Source organism: Methylobacterium sp. 17Sr1-1 (assembly GCF_003173775.1).
In the GTDB taxonomy this organism is placed as follows: Bacteria; Pseudomonadota; Alphaproteobacteria; order Rhizobiales; family Beijerinckiaceae; genus Methylobacterium.
On the sequence record NZ_CP029552.1, the window covers coordinates 1936139 to 1953298 of the forward strand.

Here is a 17160-nt window from a genome sequence, read left to right on the forward strand (position 1 = left end):
CGCGTTCCGGGAGGCAGCCAAAGCCCGCCGGGAGGCAGCCAAAACCCGCCGGGAGGCAGCCATGCCCGCCGGGAGGCAGCCATGCCGCGGGCGCAGCAGAACCAAGCAAGCCGCGCGTCGTTGCCCCGCCATGGAACTCACGCTCCAGCCCGTGCGCGTCAGGACCGGGGACGAGACCGAGCGCGGATTGCTCGTCTTCGTCGACGGCGCCCTCGCGGCGGTGCTGGTCTGCCTCTCTGACGCCTATGGCGAGGAGGCCGGCCAGTGGTTCCTCGAAGCGGGCTTCGGCAGCCTCGCCTCGCCGCAGCCGAAGATCTTCTCCGATCTCGATGCCGCGGAGACCTGGATCGCGCGGCGGCTCGGGGCTAGTCCCCGTCCTCCGTGACCGTGTCGGAGAACGGCACGCTCATCACCGGGCGCCGGTCCTCGTCCGTCACCTCGAAGGTGCAGGCGAACCAGTCCCGCACCGCGTCGACCCGCACCCGGGCGATCAGGTCGCGGGCGACCGCGAGGGCGTGGGCGCGCGCCTCGTCCGGCCCGGCCAGCGCGTCCCCCTCCGGATCCACCGCGAGGCCGTTCGGGCCGGGGCCGTGCCGGAGATGGAAGAAGTAGCGCGGCATCAGGCGCCCTCGATCAGGCGGGCGTATTCGGCCTCCGGCGTGCCGTAGCTGCCGTTCGTCAGCGCCAGGAGCTTGTCGCGGTCGAGAACCTCGATCCGCCGGCGCCGGGCCCGGATGCGCCCGGCGCCCTCCAGGTTCTGGATCGCCAGCGTCACCCCCGCCCGCTGCACTCCCAGCATCATCGACAGGAACTCGTGCGTGAGCACCAGCTCGTCGCCCTCCGTCCGGTCGTGGCACATCAGCAGCCAGCGCGCGAGGCGGCTCTCGAGGCTCAGGGACGCGTGGGCGTAGGCGGTCTGGGTGATCTGGACGATCAGGGTGTGGACGTAGCGCAGCAGCAGCCGGCGCAAGGTCGCGCTCTCGTCGAGCGCGGCGCAGAGCGCCTCCCGGCCGATGCTCAGCCCCTCGCCCGAGAGCTGGACGAAGTAGACGTGCGGCGTGGTGGTGCAATCGAGCGCGATCGGCACCGCGCCGACCAGGCCCTCGCTGCCGACGAGGCCGACCTCGATCCGGCGATCGTCGTGAGCGGTCGAGATCGAGACCATCCCGGTCTCGATGAAGACCAGCGTGTCCGCCGGCGCGTCCGGGGCGATCACCACCTCGCGCAGCTGGAGCGCGACGGGCACGAGGTGCGGCCGCACCCGCGCGAGATCCTCGGGCGCCATGGCCCGCAGGAGACGGTTGCGCAGGATCGTCTGTCCGGGCTGATGCACCACGGCTCCCTCCTCGCTGATCGATGGCCGGGGGCCCGTCCCAACGGGAAACCATGTCATCGATTATCAGACGTGCCCCAATCGCTCAAGCGATACGGGAAATCAGCGAATGATCATAACAAATGATATATGGATTATCATTTGATGTCCGCCGTCATCGACATCGATATCATTCGCTGATTTTGGAACCTGCATCGCGGCACGCCATTGTACGGTACAATACCGAACCACGCGATCTCTTACGGGTGCGGCAACCTGCACCTATAACTCTTCGCAACGGCGCGCATCCGCGGGCCGGCATCGGAGGGGCGGGCTCTTGCGACGGGATGACCATCATCCGACGGTCCTGCTGGTCGAGGAGGATCCGCTTGTCGGCCTCGCGGTCGGCGACACGCTGGCGGAGGCCGGCTACCGGGTCGCCGGGCCGCTGGGGAGCCAGGCCGAGGCCCTCGCCTGGATGGCCCGGGGCGTACCGGATCTCGCCATCCTCGACCTCCCGCTCCGGGACGGCGACGGCAGCCGCCTCGCCCGGGCATTGCGCGAGAGCGGCGTGCCGTTCCTGGTTCATGCCGACGATGCGCGCGACGCCGCCTCCTGCACCGAGCTGCGCCCCGCGCCCCGACTGACCAAGCCGGCCTGGCACCGGGACCTCGTCCTGGTGCTCGGCCAGCTCGCCCGCGAGGCGCGACCATGATTTCGACTTCCACGACTTCGACTTCGTCGACCCAGGCGATGCACCACTCCTCGGCGGCTCCGCCGGGCGGGCACTTGCTCCATCCGATCGTGCGCAAGCTCGCGGCCTACCTTCCCCTCGACGTGGAGGAGCAAGCCGCGCTCGCGGGTTTGAGCGCCGGCGGGCAGCGGGTCGAGGGGCGTCACGACCTCCTGGTCGAGGGGACCGCGCCCGACAGCGCCGTCCTGATCCTGGAGGGCATCGCCTGCCGCTACCGCCACCGCCCGAGCGGGTCGCGCCAGATCACCGGCTTCCTCGTACCCGGCGATGTCTGCGACCCCGACTTCGCGCATCTGGGCCGGATCAATCACAGCGTCGGCACCCTCGGCGCCTGCCGGGTTGCCCGCATCCCCCGGGAGGTGCTGTCCGGCCTCGTCGAGGGCCATCCCGGCATCGCCCGGGCCCTGCGCTACGCCAAGCTCGCCGAGGAGGAGACGACCCGCGAATGGGTGATGAATATCGGCTGCCGCTCGGCGGTCGAGCGGGTGGCGCACCTCCTGTGCGAGCTGCACGAGCGGCTGCGCATCGTCGGCTGGGCGACGAAGGGCGGCTACGACCTCGCCCTGACGCAGCAGGACCTCGCCGACACGACCGGCCTGTCGAACGTCCACGTCAACCGGGTGCTGCGCCAGCTGCGCCTGATGCGGCTGGTCGAGGTCGGCGGCCGGCGGGTCGACATCCTCGACCTGCCCGGGCTCCAGGCCGTCGCCGAGTTCCAGGCCGATTACCTGCGGCCGGCAAACGGCTGATCACCCGACATCCAGCTCCACCGTCACCGGCACGTGGTCGGAGGGTTTTTCCAGGCCGCGCAGGTGCTTCTGCACCGAGGCCGAGACCAGGCGGTCGAGGGCTTGCGGCGACAGGAGCAGGTGGTCGATGCGGATGCCCTGGTTCCGCGGCCAGCAGCCGGCCTGGTAGTCCCAGAAGCTGTAGACGCCCGGCCTGCCGTCGCAGGCGCGAAGGCCGTCGGTGAAGCCCTCGTTGATGAGGCTGCGGAACGCCGCCCGGGTCTGGGGCAGGAACAGCGCGTCGTTCGCCCAGGCCGCCGGATCGGCGACGTCCTCGGGCTCGGGGATCACGTTGTAGTCGCCGGCGAGCACCAGCACCTCCTCCCGCGCCCGCAAAGCCACGGCATGGGCCTGGAGCCGGCGCATGAAGGCGAGCTTGTAGTCGTATTTCGGCGTGCCGACGGGGTTGCCGTTCGGCAGGTAGATCGAGGCCACCCGCACCGGCACGGTCGCGGTCGGGATCACCGCCTCGATGTAGCGCGCCTGCTCGTCGGCGGCGTCGCCCGGCAGGCCGCGGCGGATCTCCTGCAGCGGCAGCGGCCGGCGGGCCAGCAGCGCGACGCCGTTGAACGCCTTCTGGCCGTGGGTCGCCACCACGTAGCCGGCCTCCTCGATCTCGGTGCGCGGAAAGGCGTCGTCGACGCATTTCAGCTCCTGGAGGCAGATCACGTCGGGCTGCGCCTCGGCCAGGAAGGCCAGGAGGTGCGGCAGACGCTGCTTGACCGAGTTGACGTTCCAGGTGGTGATCCGCATCGCGTCCCGCGCCGCTCGTGAACCGCTACTGCCGTGAGGCCCCGTCATCGGGGTTTCGCGCCGCGCTGGCAAGCCGCGGGACGGCGGTGGGGTGGGGACGGACAGGATGGCGTTCGACTGGTGGGATCCGGTGCGCGACTATTGCGAGCGCACCGGGCCGGAGCTCCTCGCCGAGCCGCTCAACGCGGTCTCGAACGCCGCCTTCGGGGTCGCCGCCTTCCTGCTGCTGCGGCGCGGCCGGGCGCCGGACCCGGTCGCCGACGCTTTCGCCGGGCTGATCGGGCTGATCGGCCTCGGCAGCGCCTTGTTCCACACCCTGGCGGTGGAGTGGTCGGCGCTCGCCGACGTGATCCCGATCGCGCTGTTCATCCACGCCTACTTCTTCCTCGCCCTCCGGCGCTTCCTCGGGCTCTCCGGCCTCGTGGCGCTTGCCGGCACCCTCGCCTTCGCGGGGGCGGCCGCGTTCTTCGAGCCCGTCCTGTCGACCCTCGCCGGGCGGCCGCTCGGGCCGCTCACCAACGGCTCGGTCGCCTACGCCCCCGCGGCGCTCGCGCTGTTTGGCGTCGGGCTCGCCTCGCTCCGGTTCGGCCGGCGGGAGGGCGGCGCCCTGATCGGGATCGGGATGCTGTTCCTCGCGTCGCTCACGGCGCGTACGCTCGATGCCGCCCTCTGCCCTCTCGTGCCGTTCGGCACCCACTGGCTCTGGCACCTGCTGAACGCGTGCGTGCTCTACGGCCTGGTGCGGGCGGCCCGCCGCGCGGGGGCCGCCTGACGCAAGTGCCGCCTGACGCAAGGTGCCGCCTTCCTTGCACGGGTCCGGAAACCGTTGCAGAAGGACCCCGCCGCGGGGCCGCGACATTCGCGCCCGGCGCCTGCCTGCCCGGATTGTTCGCCATGACTCAAGCCCTCCGCCTCGGCATCGCCGGTCTCGGCACCGTCGGCGCCTCCGTCGTCCGCATGGTCGCGCGCCGCGCGGATGCGATCAGCGCCACCGCCGGGCGGCCGGTCCGGGTCACCGCCGTCGCCGCCCGCGACCGCACCCGCGACCGCGGCCTCGACCTCCAGGGCGTGACCTGGTTCGACGATCCGGTCGCGCTCGCCCGCTCGGGTGAGGTCGATTGCGTGGTCGAGCTGATCGGCGGCGCGGAGGGTAAAGCGCGCGAGACCGTCGAGGCGGCTTTGTCCGCGGGCAAGCACGTCGTGACCGCCAACAAGGCGCTGCTGGCACGTCACGGCCCGGCGCTCGCCCGCGCGGCGGAAAGCGCCGGCGTCGCGCTCGCCTTCGAGGCCTCGGCGGCGGGCGGCATCCCGGTGGTCAAGGCGCTGCGCGAGGCGCTCGCCGGCAACCGGATCTCCCGCGTCTACGGAATCCTCAACGGCACCTGCAACTACATTCTGAGCCGGATGGAGCTGGAGGGCCTGACCTTCGAGGCCTGCCTCAAGGACGCGCAGGCCCTCGGCTACGCCGAGGCCGACCCGACCTTCGACGTCGAGGGCTTCGACACCGCCCACAAGCTCGCGATCCTGACGAGCCTCGCCTTCGGCACCGAGCTCGACGCCGAGGGCGTCTCGGTCGAGGGCATCTCGGCGATCACCCCCCTCGACCTGCGCATGGCCGACGAGCTCGGCTACCGGATCAAGCTGCTGGGCGTCGCCGAGGCGACGGCGGGCGGCATCGAGCAGCGGGTCCACCCGACCATGGTGCCGAAATCCTCCGCCATCGCCCAGGTGATGGGCGTGACCAACGCCGTCACCATCGACACCGATGCCCTGCGCGAACTCACCCTGATCGGCCCCGGCGCCGGCGGCGAGGCCACCGCCTCGGCGGCGGTCGCCGACATCGCCGACGTCGCGGCCGGCCGCACGCCCCCGGCCTTCGGCCGCCCGGTGGCGGCGCTGACCGCCCCGGTGCGGGCCGAGATGCAGCGCCACGAGGGCGGCTACTACATCCGCCTCACCGTCCACGACCGCCCCGGCGTCGCCGCCGGCGTCGCGACGAAGATGGCCGAGCGCGAGATCTCGCTCGAGAGCATCCTCCAGCACCGCTCGGAGAACGCGGTGGCCCGCGACCGCCACGGCCGCTCGGGCCTGCCGGTGCCGCTGGTGCTGATCACCTACGCGGCGACCGAGGCCGCGATCCGCGAGAGCCTCGACGCGATGGCGGCGGACGGCCTCCTCTCCGAGCCGCCGCAGCTCATCCGCATCGAGCGCGAGTAAGGGTCTCTCACGAAACTCCCGATCACCGTCGTCGCTCGCTGTGGCGGCGTCAGCGCAGAGGGAGTTTCGTGAGGTGCACCAAGGCCGGCCGGTCGCCGTGACGAGGGATGGGTTGAACGGGACTAACATTCCCGTGCAATCCACCGCCGGCCCGGCGGCCGATTGACAAAATTCAGTTCAGCGGCGCCGGTTTCTCCTCTAAGACCCGGCGCGAAGGATCAGCACGAGGATCACGAACGCATGTCGGACGCCAAGAAGCCGGGGCCGAGCCAGGTCATCGAGCGTATCCTGACCCTCGAGCTGGTGCGCGTCACCGAGCGGGCCGCCGTGGCCGCCGCGCGCCTGCGCGGCCAGGGCAACGAGAAGGCCGCCGACCAGGCCGCCGTCGACGCGATGCGCCGCGAGCTGAACCGCCTGCCGATCGACGGCACCGTCGTGATCGGCGAGGGCGAGCGCGACGAGGCCCCGATGCTGTTCATCGGCGAGACCCTCGGCAACGGCTCGGGCCCGAAGGTCGACATCGCGGTCGATCCGCTGGAGGGCACGACCCTCTGCGCCAAGGACATGCCGGGCTCCGTCGCCGTGATGGCGATGGCCGAGGGCGGCACCCTGCTCGCCGCCCCCGACGTCTACATGCACAAGATCGCCATCGGCCCGGGCTACCCGGCCGGCACCGTGCATCTCGACGCCTCGCCTGAGGAGAACATCCACGCGCTGGCCAAGGCCAAGGGCGTGCCGCCTGCCGAGATCACCGCCCTCGTCCTCGACCGGCCGCGCCACACCGACCTGATCGCGGCGATCCGTCGGACCGGCGCCGGGGTGCGCCTGATCTCCGACGGCGACGTCGCCGGCGTGATCTTCACCACCATGCCGGAGGAGACCGGCATCGACATCTATCTCGGCATCGGCGCAGCCCCCGAGGGCGTGCTGGCGGCGGGCGCTCTGCGCTGCATCGGCGGCCAGATGCAGGGCCGCCTGATCCTCGACACCGAGGAGAAGCGCGACCGCGCCGCCAAGATGGGCGTCTCCGACCCGAACCGCCTCTACTCCCTCGAGGATCTCGCCCGCGGCGACGTCGTCGTGGCGATGACCGGCGTGACCGACGGGGCGCTGGTCAAGGGCGTGAAGTTCGGCCGCAGCACGATCCGCACCGAGACGGTGGTCTACCGCTCGCATACCGGCACCGTGCGCCGGATCGAGGCCGAGCACCGCGACTTCGACAAGTTCCACCTGAAGTAGGATCCTCCGGGAGCCGGGCCGCGCGGTCGACCTGCGCGGCCCCCTTGATCCTGCGATCGTTCCCCGCGACCCTGCCGGCGATTCTCCCCGACAGGACCGCCGCCGGATGCCGACCCCCACCATTCGCCCGCTGCGCCCCGACGAGCGCGCCGCCTGGGACCCGCTCTGGCAGGGCTACCTCGCCTTCTACGGCGCGACCGTCGCGCCGGAGGTCACCGACCTCACCTGGGCCCGCCTGCACGACGCGTCGGAGCCGATGCACGCCCTCGTGGCCGAGCGGGAGGACGGCGCGGTGATCGGCCTCGTCCACTACATCTTCCACCGCTCGACCTGGACCGCCGGGCCGTACTGCTACCTGCAGGACCTGTTCACCGCCAAGGAGGCGCGCGGGCAGGGGGCGGGGCGGGCGCTGATCGAGGCGGTCTACGCGGCGGCGGGCGAGGCCGGGGCGAGCCGGGTGTACTGGCTGACGCAGGAGGCCAACGTCACGGCGCGGGCGCTGTACGACACGCTGGCGGACCGGCCGGGGTTCATCCAGTACCGAAAGGTCCTCTGAGCGTTACGACGCTCCGAACCCTCCCCCCTCTGCGGGGGAGGGTGCCCCGCGGATGCGGGGCGGGAGAGGGGACGCCGCTTCCGGATATGGCTGAGCCGTTCTGTAGGGCGCGAGCTGAATCAGCGTCGCGCTGCCCCTCTCCCGCCCGGCTCCGCCGGGCACCCTCCCCCGCAGAGGGGGGAGGGTTATGCCCTGCGGCGATCACCAATACGAAAAAGGCTCCCGGCGTGCCGCCGGGAGCCCCGTAACCCGTGGAATGCGCCGGCCCCTACCGAAACAGCGACGCCATCCCGCCCTGCATCCGCGCCAGGCCTTGCTTGGCGACCTGGTTGCCCTGGTCGATCGCGATGGCGCGCTGGTAGCTCTCCGTCGCCTCCTGGCGGCGGTTGGTCTTCTCGTAGGCGAGACCCCGGTAGGCCCAGGAATCCGCGTCCTTGTTGTTGACGTTCAGCGCCGCGTTGTAGTCCTCGATCGCCTTGTCGTACTGGTTCGTCGCGATCAGGCTCTGGCCGCGGGCGGCGTAGGGCGCGGCCACGAAGGGGTTGCGGTCGATGGCGGCGTCGAAGTCGCCGATCGCGGCGCGGTGCTGGCCCTGCGCCTGCCGCACCAGGCCGCGGGCGTGATAGGCCTCGGCCGATTCCGGGGTCAGGCGGATCGCCTGGCTGAGGTCGCTGTAGGCGGCCTCGAAGTTCCCTTGCGCCCGCTGCAGGTTGGCCCGGCCGATATAGGCGGCGGTGTAGTTCGGGTCGGCGTTGATCGCCTTGGAGAAGTCCTGGAGCGCCGCGTCGTTGCGGCCGGACTGGCGGTAGGCCAGCGCCCGGTTGCCGTAGGCCGAGGCCGAGTTCGGGTCGAGCTGGATCGCCTTGGTGAAGTCGGTGATCGCCGAGTCGAAGTTGCCGGCCCGGGCATAGGCCGCGCCGCGGGTGTTGTAGGCCGCCGCGTCGCTCGGGTTGCGCTGGATCACGTCCGACAGCGAGGCGATGTTGACCTCGGTCGCGCCGGACTTGTCGGCCTCGACCACCGCGAATTGCCGCGTCGCGGTCGCCCGGCTGACGGTGTCGCAGCCGGCGAGCGCCAGCGCGGTCAGCACGGTCGCCCCCAGCACCCGGGCCGCCGGTGTCACGCGGCTCAAGCCGATCACGTTGTTCATCGCCCGCTCCCCCGGGGCGGCGCATCCACGTCGCGCCGCGCACCTTCGCCATTCGCACGCACGCGCCGCCAAAAACCGCGGTCCCGGTGCCGGAACGACCATTCCGGATCGGGGTGAACGCCGGCTTAAAGCGATGCGCTCCCGACGCTTGTGCGGGCCGATGTGGCGAAGGTGTGGCCTCCCGGCGCCGCAACGGCAGGGGAGGGGTCCGTGCCGGCGCGGGTGTGGCCGGGAGGCCGCACCGCGCGCCCTCAGGCGCGGGTCGTGACCCGGGTGAGGTGGCCCATCTTGCGGCCGGGCCGGGCCTCGCCCTTGCCGTAGAGGTGGAGGTGGCTGCCCGGCTCGGCGAGGATGCGGGTCCAGTCGCCGGCCTGGTCGCCGATCAGGTTCAGCATCTCGACCGACGTGCCGGTCAGCGCCGCGCTGCCGAGCGGCCAGCCGCAGATCGCCCGGACGTGCTGGGCGAATTGCGAGGTCTCGGCCCCCTCGATGGTCCAGTGGCCGGAATTGTGCACCCGCGGGGCGATCTCGTTGACCACCACGCTGGCGCGGCCGTCCGCCCCGCGCACCAGGAACATCTCGACCGCCAGCACGCCGACATAGTCGAGCGCGTCGGCGATGGTGCGGGCGATCGCGATCGCCTCCGCGGCGGTCTCCGGCGCCATGCCGGGGGCCGGCACGACCGTGCGGGCGAGGATATGGTGGCGGTGCTCGTTGGCGCAGGGCGCGTAGGCCGAGAAGCCGCCTTCCGCGTTGCGGGCGGCCACCACCGACACCTCGGCCTCGAACGGCACGAAGCCCTCGAGGATGCAGGGTTGGTCGCGCAGCGAGGCCATCACGGCGGCGGGGTCCGTGACCGCGTCGCGCAGCATCACCTGCCCCTTGCCGTCGTAGCCGAAGCGCCGGGTCTTCAGCACCGCCGGCAGGCCGATCTCCCGCACGGCCTCGACGAGGCCCGCCGCGTCGTCCACCGCCCGGAACGGCGCCACCGGGATGCCGAGGCCGGCGACGAAGCTCTTCTCGGTCAGCCGGTCCTGCGTCGTCGCCAGCGCCGAGGCGCTCGGATGCAGCGGCCGGCGGGCGGCCAGGATCTCGGCGGTATCGCTCGGGATGTTCTCGAACTCGTAGGTCACCACGTCGACGGACTCGGCGAAGGCCTGGAGCGCCGCCGCGTCGTCGTAAGCGGCGACCGTGCGGCGGCCGGCCACCTCGAAGGCCGGGCTGTCCGGATCGGGGCAGTAGACGTGGCATTTCAGCCCGTACTGCGCCGCCGCGACCGCGATCATGCGGCCGAGCTGGCCGCCGCCGATGATGCCGATGGTCGCGCCAGGCGCGACGGGGCCGATGCTCGGCCCAGGGGCGATGAGGGGCGTGCGGCTCACGGGGCGCTCGTGTCCGGGTGCTCGGCCACCGCCGCGCTCTGGCGGGCGCGCCAGGCGTCGAGGCGCTGGGCCAGGTCGTCGTCGGTCAGCGCCAGGACGGCGGCGGCGAGGAGCGCGGCGTTGACGGCGCCGGCCCGGCCGATGGCGAGGGTGCCGACCGGGATGCCGGCCGGCATCTGCACGATCGACAGAAGGCTGTCCTGGCCCGACAGCGCCTTCGACTCGACCGGCACGCCGAAGACCGGCAGCGGCGTCATCGCGGCGGCCATGCCGGGGAGGTGGGCCGCACCGCCGGCGCCGGCGATCACCACCCGGAATCCCGCGGCCTTGGCGCCCTTGGCGAAGGCGACCAGGCGGTCCGGGGTGCGGTGGGCCGAGACGATGCGGGCCTCGTACGGAATGCCGAGCGCGTCGAGGGTCTCGGCGGCGTGGCGCATCGTGGCCCAGTCGGACTGGCTGCCCATGATCACCGCGACGGGGGGCGCTGCCGCCATCGTCAAGCGCATCCTCTAGAAAGCGCTGCTAGCCGCGAGCGGGCCGCAGCCGGTCGTTGTGCAGTAGCGGCGCGCTTGCCTTCACGCAAGCAGCGCGCAGGCGCTCGCCCGTGCCCGTCAGGCGATGATGTCCGGGGTGAGCTGGTCCTCCAGGAAGGAGATGCGGTCTCGCAAAGCCAGCTTGCGCTTCTTGAGCCGCTGGAGCTGCAGGCGGTCCCCGGCCATGACCCCCGACAGGGCCTCGATCGCGTCGTCGAGGTCGCGATGCTCCTCCCGCAGCCGTGCCAATTCGCTCTCATACTCCGCCGTCGATTCCGCACTCAACTCGAAGTCCATCGCCGCCCTAAGCCCTGGAGAGAGAGGCCTGAGCATGAACCAGGCCCCGGCCTCCGGCAAGGGTGCGGGCGGGGTTGTGCAGCCCCGCGAGGGCCCGCCGCCCCTGCGGCGCATGACGCAGGTGCAGCATCAAATACCTTCGACATCGGCTGCGAGCTGTGGCAGGTTGCGTGTGTCACCTACATGACAGGAGGCAATGGCTGATGTCGCTGCACACGCATCTCACCGAGCTCGAGCGTAAGCACGAAGCCCTGGAGCGCGAGATTCAGGACGCAATCACCCACCTCTCCACCGACGATTTGCGAATTGTAGAGCTTAAGCGAAAAAAACTTCACCTGAAGGATGAAATCAGTCGTCTGCGCACGACGTCCACCCGCGTGATGCACTAGCCCAGATGCAGTCAGCGCGCCGCCGCGCCGGTCCTCGGCGTGGCGGTTTTCGATCGTTGCAGGGATAGCAGTCGAGTTTTTATCTTGCGAGACATATGGCTGATGCAGGGTTAATTCTTACTACCTGGCTTCAACGCCTACTTTCCGAAGACTCTTTAACGACACCGATAAATCGTGAGATATATTTTCATGCCGGCGATACGCTGTCACTTTCGACGCGTCAGCTTTTTTTTGCGCGAAAAATGACATTTGTGCTGATATTTAAGAATAGTTTTGCTATCATAATAAAAGGTTTTCTTTAATGAATTATCTGTGCTGAGAAATTATACGCTTGAAGTTGGCCTGCGCAAGAGTCTTCTGGGTGCGCTGAATGTGGCTAGACTGCTTGCAGAACAGCTGCTTACGCGTGCGCAGCACGTCGCGCGTCACCTGAGAGGTAAACCTCGGGCACGAAGCTGGAGCGCATCAGGCCCTGAGCAAGGAGGGTAGGCGTGGTGGTGGCGAAGGTGCGCACCCCATGCTGGACCTTGCTCCCATCAGCCAGGCGGATGACCGCAATAACGGTGTCATTGTCGAAATCGAGAGTAGCACAGGGGGGATATCAATCATGACTCCTTGTTATCAGGTAATGACTCAGGCGCCCAAAAATCAAATCTAAATAGCCCGCTCTAGGGGCGCGTGAGGACTGGCCTGTGACGCAAGCTAGGGGACTGAAGAGGAGTCCGGATCCAACCCGTACGCGGGTTGAGCACACCACGGACGAACCGATCTTTCCGCCTACGGCGCGCTCAATTTGCAACAGGTTTCATCTGCATCGAGTTATTTATCTGTTCCATGCCAATCTTAACTGATAGTGTTATCTATCTATGCGATATTAAGAGTTAATAATTGACCAAAGACTGAATTTTTCCCGCTGCCACAACTCCAGGCTATCCACTTCAAGCTCAAATTGTGTAAGAAACTTGATTGGGTTCTGCATATCAAATCTCGCGAGTTGCTTGATACTAAACCGTCACCATGCAACAGAAAGCATTCTCTCGTAAATTTCATCTGAAAATCTGCGTTTTATTAGCTTGGCCGGGGATCCTCCGACAATAGAATAGGGAGGGACATCTTTCGTTACAACTGAACCAGCCGCAACAACAGCACCATCGCCGATAGTGATACCGGGCATCATCATTACGCCAGCACCTATCCATACATCATTGCCGATTACGGGCATCTGCTTCTGGGGGGATTGAACTTGAAAGGAGATTCGAGTGCGAAGTCCTTCACCGCGCTTGCTGCAGTGGACCATGATTTATAATCATAAAACACATTACTTCTTCCAACAACTTCGATAGGTGTCGGTGGGATGGGCAAGTCAAGCCGTCCGAGATTGAACAATATCTCCTAATTTTATATTTGAAATCGACCTTTGATCTACTGTAAGAGTGCGACCCCATAGCGCACATAATATCACTGTAAAAAACCTACATATGTTTCTAATATATTGTTTTATCGGAATCCAATATTTTTGCCTATATTCCATCTTTGTAAATCTGGATTGGAAGGACTGAAGGTCCGCTTATCTCTTAAAATATTCAAGATATCTTGGGTGAGTCGCACAACTGCGATTGAGCTGCCCTGATAAACAAGCACCGGTAACCTTCTTGCTGTAAATTGCTACTGGCAGGCAGCGCTAAGCTATCGTCCTAGGCTGCCTGCAACTCGATCTAGCTCAGTGATAGCACAGTCTACTACGCGCTCCTTACTTTAGATTAGCCCAAGCTAATTCGGTCGGCGATACCGCTAAAATGCAAATTGAAGGGCTCAATTTACTTCCTGGCGGCGGCGATGTCCGCTAATATTTTATTAATATCAGGCCGCTGCCGTATATTTCCTACCGAAGATTTAACACCAAGCTTTGCTTCAGCAGGGCCTTTCTGCGAAGAGTCTAATAACCATTTGAGGTGCCAAAAGTGATATGCTTTTGATATACTTGTTTTCATAAATTTGCTCGCCCACAACGCTAAATCTTGATCAAGCCGTGCTAGATATTCGTCGTCTCCAGAAATACCAGAGAAAACATGTCGACGATCGCGTTTGAACAATGTAGGCATTGCAGACATCTTGTGTTGATACAGATCACAGTAATTATACCGGTCGATAAGCTCTCGTTTTGATCCGGCAATATGTTCAACACCATGATTTGCAGATACGATCGTCTTAAGATTCGGGAACTGGGGAAAAAAATCATCAAGATCGGCAATTAATATATAATCGTATTGAGCCAGCATAAGCGTGGTCGTGCGGCGGCGATCTGCTTCAAATCCTTTAACACCTCCTAGTCCCGCCTTTCTATAACTATCTTTATTGAATATATTTCTATCTCTAAATGACGCTTGTTGATCGCGTATCACATGAATCGGGAAGTTTTCATCTGAGGCAAATTTTTGGAACAGCTCGATGGTTCCATCAGTGCTTCCGCCGTCGTTGACGATAATTTCATCGCAGTGTGGGCGTATCATTCTACAGTACATTTCAACGAGCGGGGCATCATTGAACGAAATCGCTATACAGGAAATTTTAGCATTTTTTGGATCAATTTGCGATATGCCGTTCAGTGGTTGATTCTCATTTTTCATTTCCCTCTGGCCTGCCAATGCATAAGACTCAATGGCTGCCGTAGTATTTCCCATTTCTTCCTGTAGCGCGCCCAGTGGCCAGTAACAGGAAAAATAGCTATCTCCAAGACGAATCAAACTTTGGATTTCTTTTTCTGCTTGATCTGCTCCCAATCGCTCGTGCATTTGCAGACACAGTCTGTAAGCATCAAACGGAGATATATTTGAAATCTTATTTTTAAGACCGCAGTAAATATTTTTCCAGTTGCTCGCTTCACTACTGCCGCCATCTGAAGGAAGTCGATCGTGAAGTAAGCTAATCAGATTTCTTTCTGCGGCGACTTCGGCGTCAAATGATAAATTAAACCTATCGACTGTCGTTGGAACGTTTCTTGAACTTGCGATTTCATAAAGCTTCCGAAGAGACTGCTTGGAAAATTTGAACCGATCTTGATGTTCGATAAGGGCAGAGTCGAGCTTTTCAAAGACGCTCTCGGCCGCGAGATGTGAAATAATATGATTTATAAGTCTGTTTTGAAATTCATGTCCAAACATAGACAAATGGTCCAAAATAACATTTATGGCCGCATCTATTGAGCGATGCTTAATGGCAAGACTGTAAAATTTCAGAGACTCAAACCGCCACCTTTCACTGATTTCATGATTGTTTTCTTTTCTACAAAGCGGACTAATTATATTTTCCGCGTCCAGGTAGCTTTCTGTCTCAAGAAGGCAAATACCATAATTCAGCGCATAAGGAAGATTGCCGGCGTCAGATCGAAATAGTAGCTCAAACTCCGATCTGCAAAACGCTAGCCCTTTTTCGTTCTTCAAAGAGTCTCGCTTTTGAAAGGCTAGATCGAATTCATTGTCATTCCACATGGCGATACTCTGATCAAAAGCGGGCTGAACGCGAGGGATACATACATGCGAGCATGGCATGCCTCAAGATGTTTCGTAAGCCCGGTCTGGTGCTGATTCGTGGGCCTCATCTGAGAGGCGCCTACGGGTATGAGCAGGGTCAAGCCCTTTCTCTGTGTGCCGTTTTGCGCCTCTGGGCTGCTGTTCGCTCTGATGTTGAGGAAGTTTTCGTTGACCTAGATCAGCTTTCGAACTTGAAGTGGTACGCGCCATGAAATTTGATATGTTATGTATGTTCTACAAAAAGAAAAAAATATATGTTAATGTTGTAAATACAAAAATAGATAAATTGATGTAGTTAGATTAATGATTTTGTTAAAATATCCCATAAAGCTGCGTTCCTTCATCCTAATCCGCAATATATGGCATCGTAAAATTTTTAAGAAAGCGGTTTGTAATATAATACCCTCCGACCATTGTTCCGAAGAAAGTCAAAAAAAACCGCTCGACTCCAAAATATATTTGGCTAGGCCTATCGTTTATTCATTGGGTAAAGGCGAGCTAGTCATCGGAACTATCTAATTGCATTCAAGTTGAAGAGACAGATGCTCAAATTTCCTCACAACGCCTTCGCCATCTCCCGCAGCACGAATTTCTGCACCTTGCCGGTCGAGGTCTTCGGCAATTCCGTGAAGACCACGTGCCGGGGCACCTTGAAGCCGGCGAGCGACTGGCGGCACTAGCCGATCAGCTCCTCGGCCGAGACCATCTCGGAGCCCTTCAGCTCCACGAAGGCGCACGGCGTCTCGCCCCATTTGTCGTCGGGCTTGGCCACCACGGCGGCGGCCGCCACCGCCGGATGCTTGAACAGGGCCTCCTCGACCTCGATCGACGAGATGTTCTCGCCCCCTGAGATGATGATGTCCTTCGAGCGGTCCTTGAGCTGGATGTAGCCGTCCGGGTGCTTCACCCCGAGATCGCCCGAGTGGAACCAGCCGCCCCGGAAGGCGGCCTCGGTCGCCGTCGGGTTCTTGAGATAGCCGCGCATCACCACGTTGCCGCGGAACATCACCTCGCCGAGCGTCTCGCCGTCGGCCGGGACGGGCCGCATCGTCTCGGGGTCGAGCACGTCGAGGGCCTCGAGCGGGGGATAGCGCACGCCCTGGCGCGCCTTGCGGGCGGCCTGCTCGTCCTTGCCCAGGGCGTCCCAGTCGGCGTGCCACTCGTTCACCACCGCCGGGCCGTAGGTCTCGGTCAGCCCGTAGACGTGGGTGACGTCGAATCCCGCCTCGGCCATGCCGGCGAGCACGGCCTCCGGCGGCGGCGCCGCCGCGGTGAGGAACGAGACCCGGCGCGGAAGCTCCCGCCGCTCGGCCTCCGGGGCGTTGATGAGGAGCGACATCACGATCGGGGCGCCGCACAGATGCGTGACGCCGTGATCCGCGATGGCGTCGTACATCGCCTTGGCCCGCACCTGCCGCAGGCAGACATGGGTGCCGGCCACCACCGACAGGGTCCAGGGGAAGCACCAGCCGTTGCAGTGGAACATCGGCAGGGTCCACAGATAGACCGGGTGCCGGCCGAGATTGCCCGCCACCACGTTGCCGACGGCGAGCAGCGACGCGCCGCGATGGTGGTAGACCACGCCCTTCGGGTCGCCGGTGGTGCCCGACGTGTAGTTGAGCGTGATCGCGTCCCACTCGTCGCCCGGCATGGTCCAGGCATGGGCGGGGTCGCCCTCGGCGAGGAAGGCCTCGTACTCGACCGTGCCGAGGCGCTCGCCCGGGCCGTCGTATTCGGGATCGTCGTAATCGATGACGAGCGGCGTCACCCCGGCCTGGGCCAGGGCCGGGCCCATGGTGCGGGCGAATTCCCGGTCGGTGATCACCACCTTGGCCTCGCCGTGGTCGAGGCAGAAGGCGATGATCGCGGCGTCGAGCCGGGTGTTGAGGGTGTTGAGCACCGCGCCGGCCATCGGCACCCCGTAATGGCACTCGATCATCGCCGGGGTGTTGGCGAGCATCACCGCCACCGTATCGCCCCGCCCGATCCCCCGGGCGCTGAGCGCCGCGGCGAGGCGCCGGCAGCGGGCGTAGAGGTCGCTGTAGCTGCGCCGCAACCCGCCGTGGATCACCGCCGTATGGTCCGGGAAGACCGTCGCCGCCCGCTCCAGGAAGGTGAGGGGGGTGAGCGGCTGGTGGTTGGCCGGATTCCGGTCGAGGCCGTAGTCGTAGATCGTCGAGGGAGCTGTCATGGCGGCACTCTCCGGGTGGGGCATCGGGGAGCGGTGTCGCACGCCCCTTGCGTCATGATGATCGGACCT

16 protein-coding genes and 2 pseudogenes are annotated in these 17160 nt (G+C 64.9%); 8 read left to right on the forward strand and 10 right to left on the reverse strand.

Going from position 1 to position 17160, the window contains the following annotated elements; all coding sequences use genetic code 11:
* Nucleotides 1–130: 130 nt before the first annotated feature.
* A complete protein-coding gene (locus DK412_RS08710) occupies nt 131–385 on the forward strand; it encodes a hypothetical protein (RefSeq protein WP_109971630.1) in 255 nt (84 codons plus the stop codon).
* Here DK412_RS08710 and DK412_RS08715 read toward each other — a convergent pair.
* A complete protein-coding gene (locus tag DK412_RS08715; RefSeq protein WP_109971631.1) occupies nt 366–620 on the reverse strand; it encodes a hypothetical protein in 255 nt (84 codons plus the stop codon). The genes DK412_RS08710 and DK412_RS08715 overlap by 20 nt on opposite strands.
* A complete protein-coding gene (locus DK412_RS08720; protein ID WP_204165532.1) occupies nt 620–1333 on the reverse strand; it encodes a Crp/Fnr family transcriptional regulator in 714 nt (237 codons plus the stop codon). Before DK412_RS08720 ends, DK412_RS08715 begins: the two co-directional genes overlap by 1 nt.
* A 316-nt stretch (nt 1334–1649) precedes the next feature.
* On the opposite strand from DK412_RS08720, the gene DK412_RS08725 reads away from it, so the two are divergent.
* Both DK412_RS08725 and DK412_RS08730 read left to right on the forward strand, forming a co-directional pair.
* The gene (locus DK412_RS08725) at nt 1650–2027 is read left to right on the forward strand and encodes a response regulator (protein ID WP_162596157.1); all 378 of its coding nucleotides are present in this window, start codon (nt 1650–1652) and stop codon (nt 2025–2027) included.
* Between the two features lie 74 nt (nt 2028–2101).
* Nucleotides 2102–2815: a Crp/Fnr family transcriptional regulator gene (locus DK412_RS08730; RefSeq protein WP_245447489.1), complete on the forward strand. Its 714-nt coding sequence runs from the start codon at nt 2102–2104 to the stop codon at nt 2813–2815.
* Here the strand turns inward: DK412_RS08730 and xth are convergent, their stop codons facing one another.
* Nucleotides 2816–3607 carry an exodeoxyribonuclease III gene (gene xth / locus DK412_RS08735; RefSeq protein WP_109971635.1) on the reverse strand — a complete coding sequence of 264 codons (792 nt, stop codon included), beginning with the start codon at nt 3605–3607 and terminating at the stop codon, nt 2816–2818. It lies immediately after the preceding gene.
* Between the two features lie 106 nt (nt 3608–3713).
* Between xth and DK412_RS08740 the strand changes: the two genes are divergently transcribed.
* The 4 genes from DK412_RS08740 to DK412_RS08755 all read left to right on the forward strand — a co-directional run bounded on the left by DK412_RS08740 (nt 3714) and on the right by DK412_RS08755 (nt 7619).
* Nucleotides 3714–4379 (forward strand): hypothetical protein, encoded by a 666-nt coding sequence (locus DK412_RS08740; protein ID WP_109971636.1) that lies wholly within the window; start codon nt 3714–3716, stop codon nt 4377–4379.
* 122 nt (nt 4380–4501) lie between these two features.
* The gene (locus DK412_RS08745) at nt 4502–5824 is read left to right on the forward strand and encodes a homoserine dehydrogenase (protein WP_109971637.1); all 1323 of its coding nucleotides are present in this window, start codon (nt 4502–4504) and stop codon (nt 5822–5824) included.
* Between the two features lie 240 nt (nt 5825–6064).
* Nucleotides 6065–7063 carry a class II fructose-bisphosphatase gene (glpX, locus tag DK412_RS08750; protein ID WP_109971638.1) on the forward strand — a complete coding sequence of 333 codons (999 nt, stop codon included), beginning with the start codon at nt 6065–6067 and terminating at the stop codon, nt 7061–7063.
* A gap of 106 nt (nt 7064–7169) precedes the next feature.
* Nucleotides 7170–7619: a GNAT family N-acetyltransferase gene (locus DK412_RS08755; RefSeq protein WP_109971639.1), complete on the forward strand. Its 450-nt coding sequence runs from the start codon at nt 7170–7172 to the stop codon at nt 7617–7619.
* Between the two features lie 268 nt (nt 7620–7887).
* Here the strand turns inward: DK412_RS08755 and DK412_RS08760 are convergent, their stop codons facing one another.
* The 4 genes from DK412_RS08760 to DK412_RS08775 form a co-directional block, all read right to left on the reverse strand.
* Nucleotides 7888–8769: a tetratricopeptide repeat protein gene (locus tag DK412_RS08760; RefSeq protein ID WP_109971640.1), complete on the reverse strand. Its 882-nt coding sequence runs from the start codon at nt 8767–8769 to the stop codon at nt 7888–7890.
* Between the two features lie 251 nt (nt 8770–9020).
* Complete coding sequence (locus tag DK412_RS08765; RefSeq protein WP_280953979.1) at nt 9021–10151, reverse strand: 5-(carboxyamino)imidazole ribonucleotide synthase; 1131 nt, start codon at nt 10149–10151, stop codon at nt 9021–9023.
* Complete coding sequence (purE, locus tag DK412_RS08770) at nt 10148–10645, reverse strand: 5-(carboxyamino)imidazole ribonucleotide mutase (RefSeq protein ID WP_093566919.1); 498 nt, start codon at nt 10643–10645, stop codon at nt 10148–10150. The genes DK412_RS08765 and purE overlap by 4 nt, the downstream gene beginning before the upstream one ends.
* A gap of 117 nt (nt 10646–10762) precedes the next feature.
* Nucleotides 10763–10981 carry a DUF465 domain-containing protein gene (locus DK412_RS08775; protein WP_109975149.1) on the reverse strand — a complete coding sequence of 73 codons (219 nt, stop codon included), beginning with the start codon at nt 10979–10981 and terminating at the stop codon, nt 10763–10765.
* A gap of 203 nt (nt 10982–11184) precedes the next feature.
* Here DK412_RS08775 and DK412_RS08780 point away from each other — a divergent pair, with 203 nt between their 5' ends.
* Entirely contained in the window at nt 11185–11370 is a 186-nt protein-coding gene (locus tag DK412_RS08780) for a DUF465 domain-containing protein (protein ID WP_109971641.1), read from the forward strand.
* A 1015-nt stretch (nt 11371–12385) separates the two neighbouring features.
* On the opposite strand, the pseudogene DK412_RS08785 reads toward DK412_RS08780, so the two are convergent.
* From DK412_RS08785 to DK412_RS08790, 3 genes and pseudogenes are all read right to left on the reverse strand, one after another.
* Nucleotides 12386–12586, reverse strand: a pseudogene (locus DK412_RS08785) (CatB-related O-acetyltransferase); the annotation flags it as partial.
* 601 nt (nt 12587–13187) lie between these two features.
* Nucleotides 13188–14858 (reverse strand): glycosyltransferase family 2 protein, encoded by a 1671-nt coding sequence (locus tag DK412_RS30090; protein ID WP_162596158.1) that lies wholly within the window; start codon nt 14856–14858, stop codon nt 13188–13190.
* 598 nt (nt 14859–15456) lie between these two features.
* A pseudogene (locus DK412_RS08790) lies at nt 15457–17091 on the reverse strand (acyl-CoA synthetase).
* Nucleotides 17092–17160 lie beyond the last annotated feature (69 nt).

Coding starts and splice junctions, on each gene's coding strand:
- DK412_RS08710 (WP_109971630.1), top strand. CDS start 131: ATGGAACTCACGCTCCAGCCCGTGCGCGTCAGGACCGGGGACGAGACC.
- DK412_RS08715 (WP_109971631.1), bottom strand. CDS start 620: ATGCCGCGCTACTTCTTCCATCTCCGGCACGGCCCCGGCCCGAACGGC.
- xth (WP_109971635.1), bottom strand. CDS start 3,607: ATGCGGATCACCACCTGGAACGTCAACTCGGTCAAGCAGCGTCTGCCG.
- DK412_RS08740 (WP_109971636.1), top strand. CDS start 3,714: ATGGCGTTCGACTGGTGGGATCCGGTGCGCGACTATTGCGAGCGCACC.
- DK412_RS08745 (WP_109971637.1), top strand. CDS start 4,502: ATGACTCAAGCCCTCCGCCTCGGCATCGCCGGTCTCGGCACCGTCGGC.
- glpX (WP_109971638.1), top strand. CDS start 6,065: ATGTCGGACGCCAAGAAGCCGGGGCCGAGCCAGGTCATCGAGCGTATC.
- DK412_RS08755 (WP_109971639.1), top strand. CDS start 7,170: ATGCCGACCCCCACCATTCGCCCGCTGCGCCCCGACGAGCGCGCCGCC.
- DK412_RS08760 (WP_109971640.1), bottom strand. CDS start 8,769: ATGAACAACGTGATCGGCTTGAGCCGCGTGACACCGGCGGCCCGGGTG.
- purE (WP_093566919.1), bottom strand. CDS start 10,645: ATGGCGGCAGCGCCCCCCGTCGCGGTGATCATGGGCAGCCAGTCCGAC.
- DK412_RS08775 (WP_109975149.1), bottom strand. CDS start 10,981: ATGGACTTCGAGTTGAGTGCGGAATCGACGGCGGAGTATGAGAGCGAA.
- DK412_RS08780 (WP_109971641.1), top strand. CDS start 11,185: ATGTCGCTGCACACGCATCTCACCGAGCTCGAGCGTAAGCACGAAGCC.
- DK412_RS30090 (WP_162596158.1), bottom strand. CDS start 14,858: ATGTGGAATGACAATGAATTCGATCTAGCCTTTCAAAAGCGAGACTCT.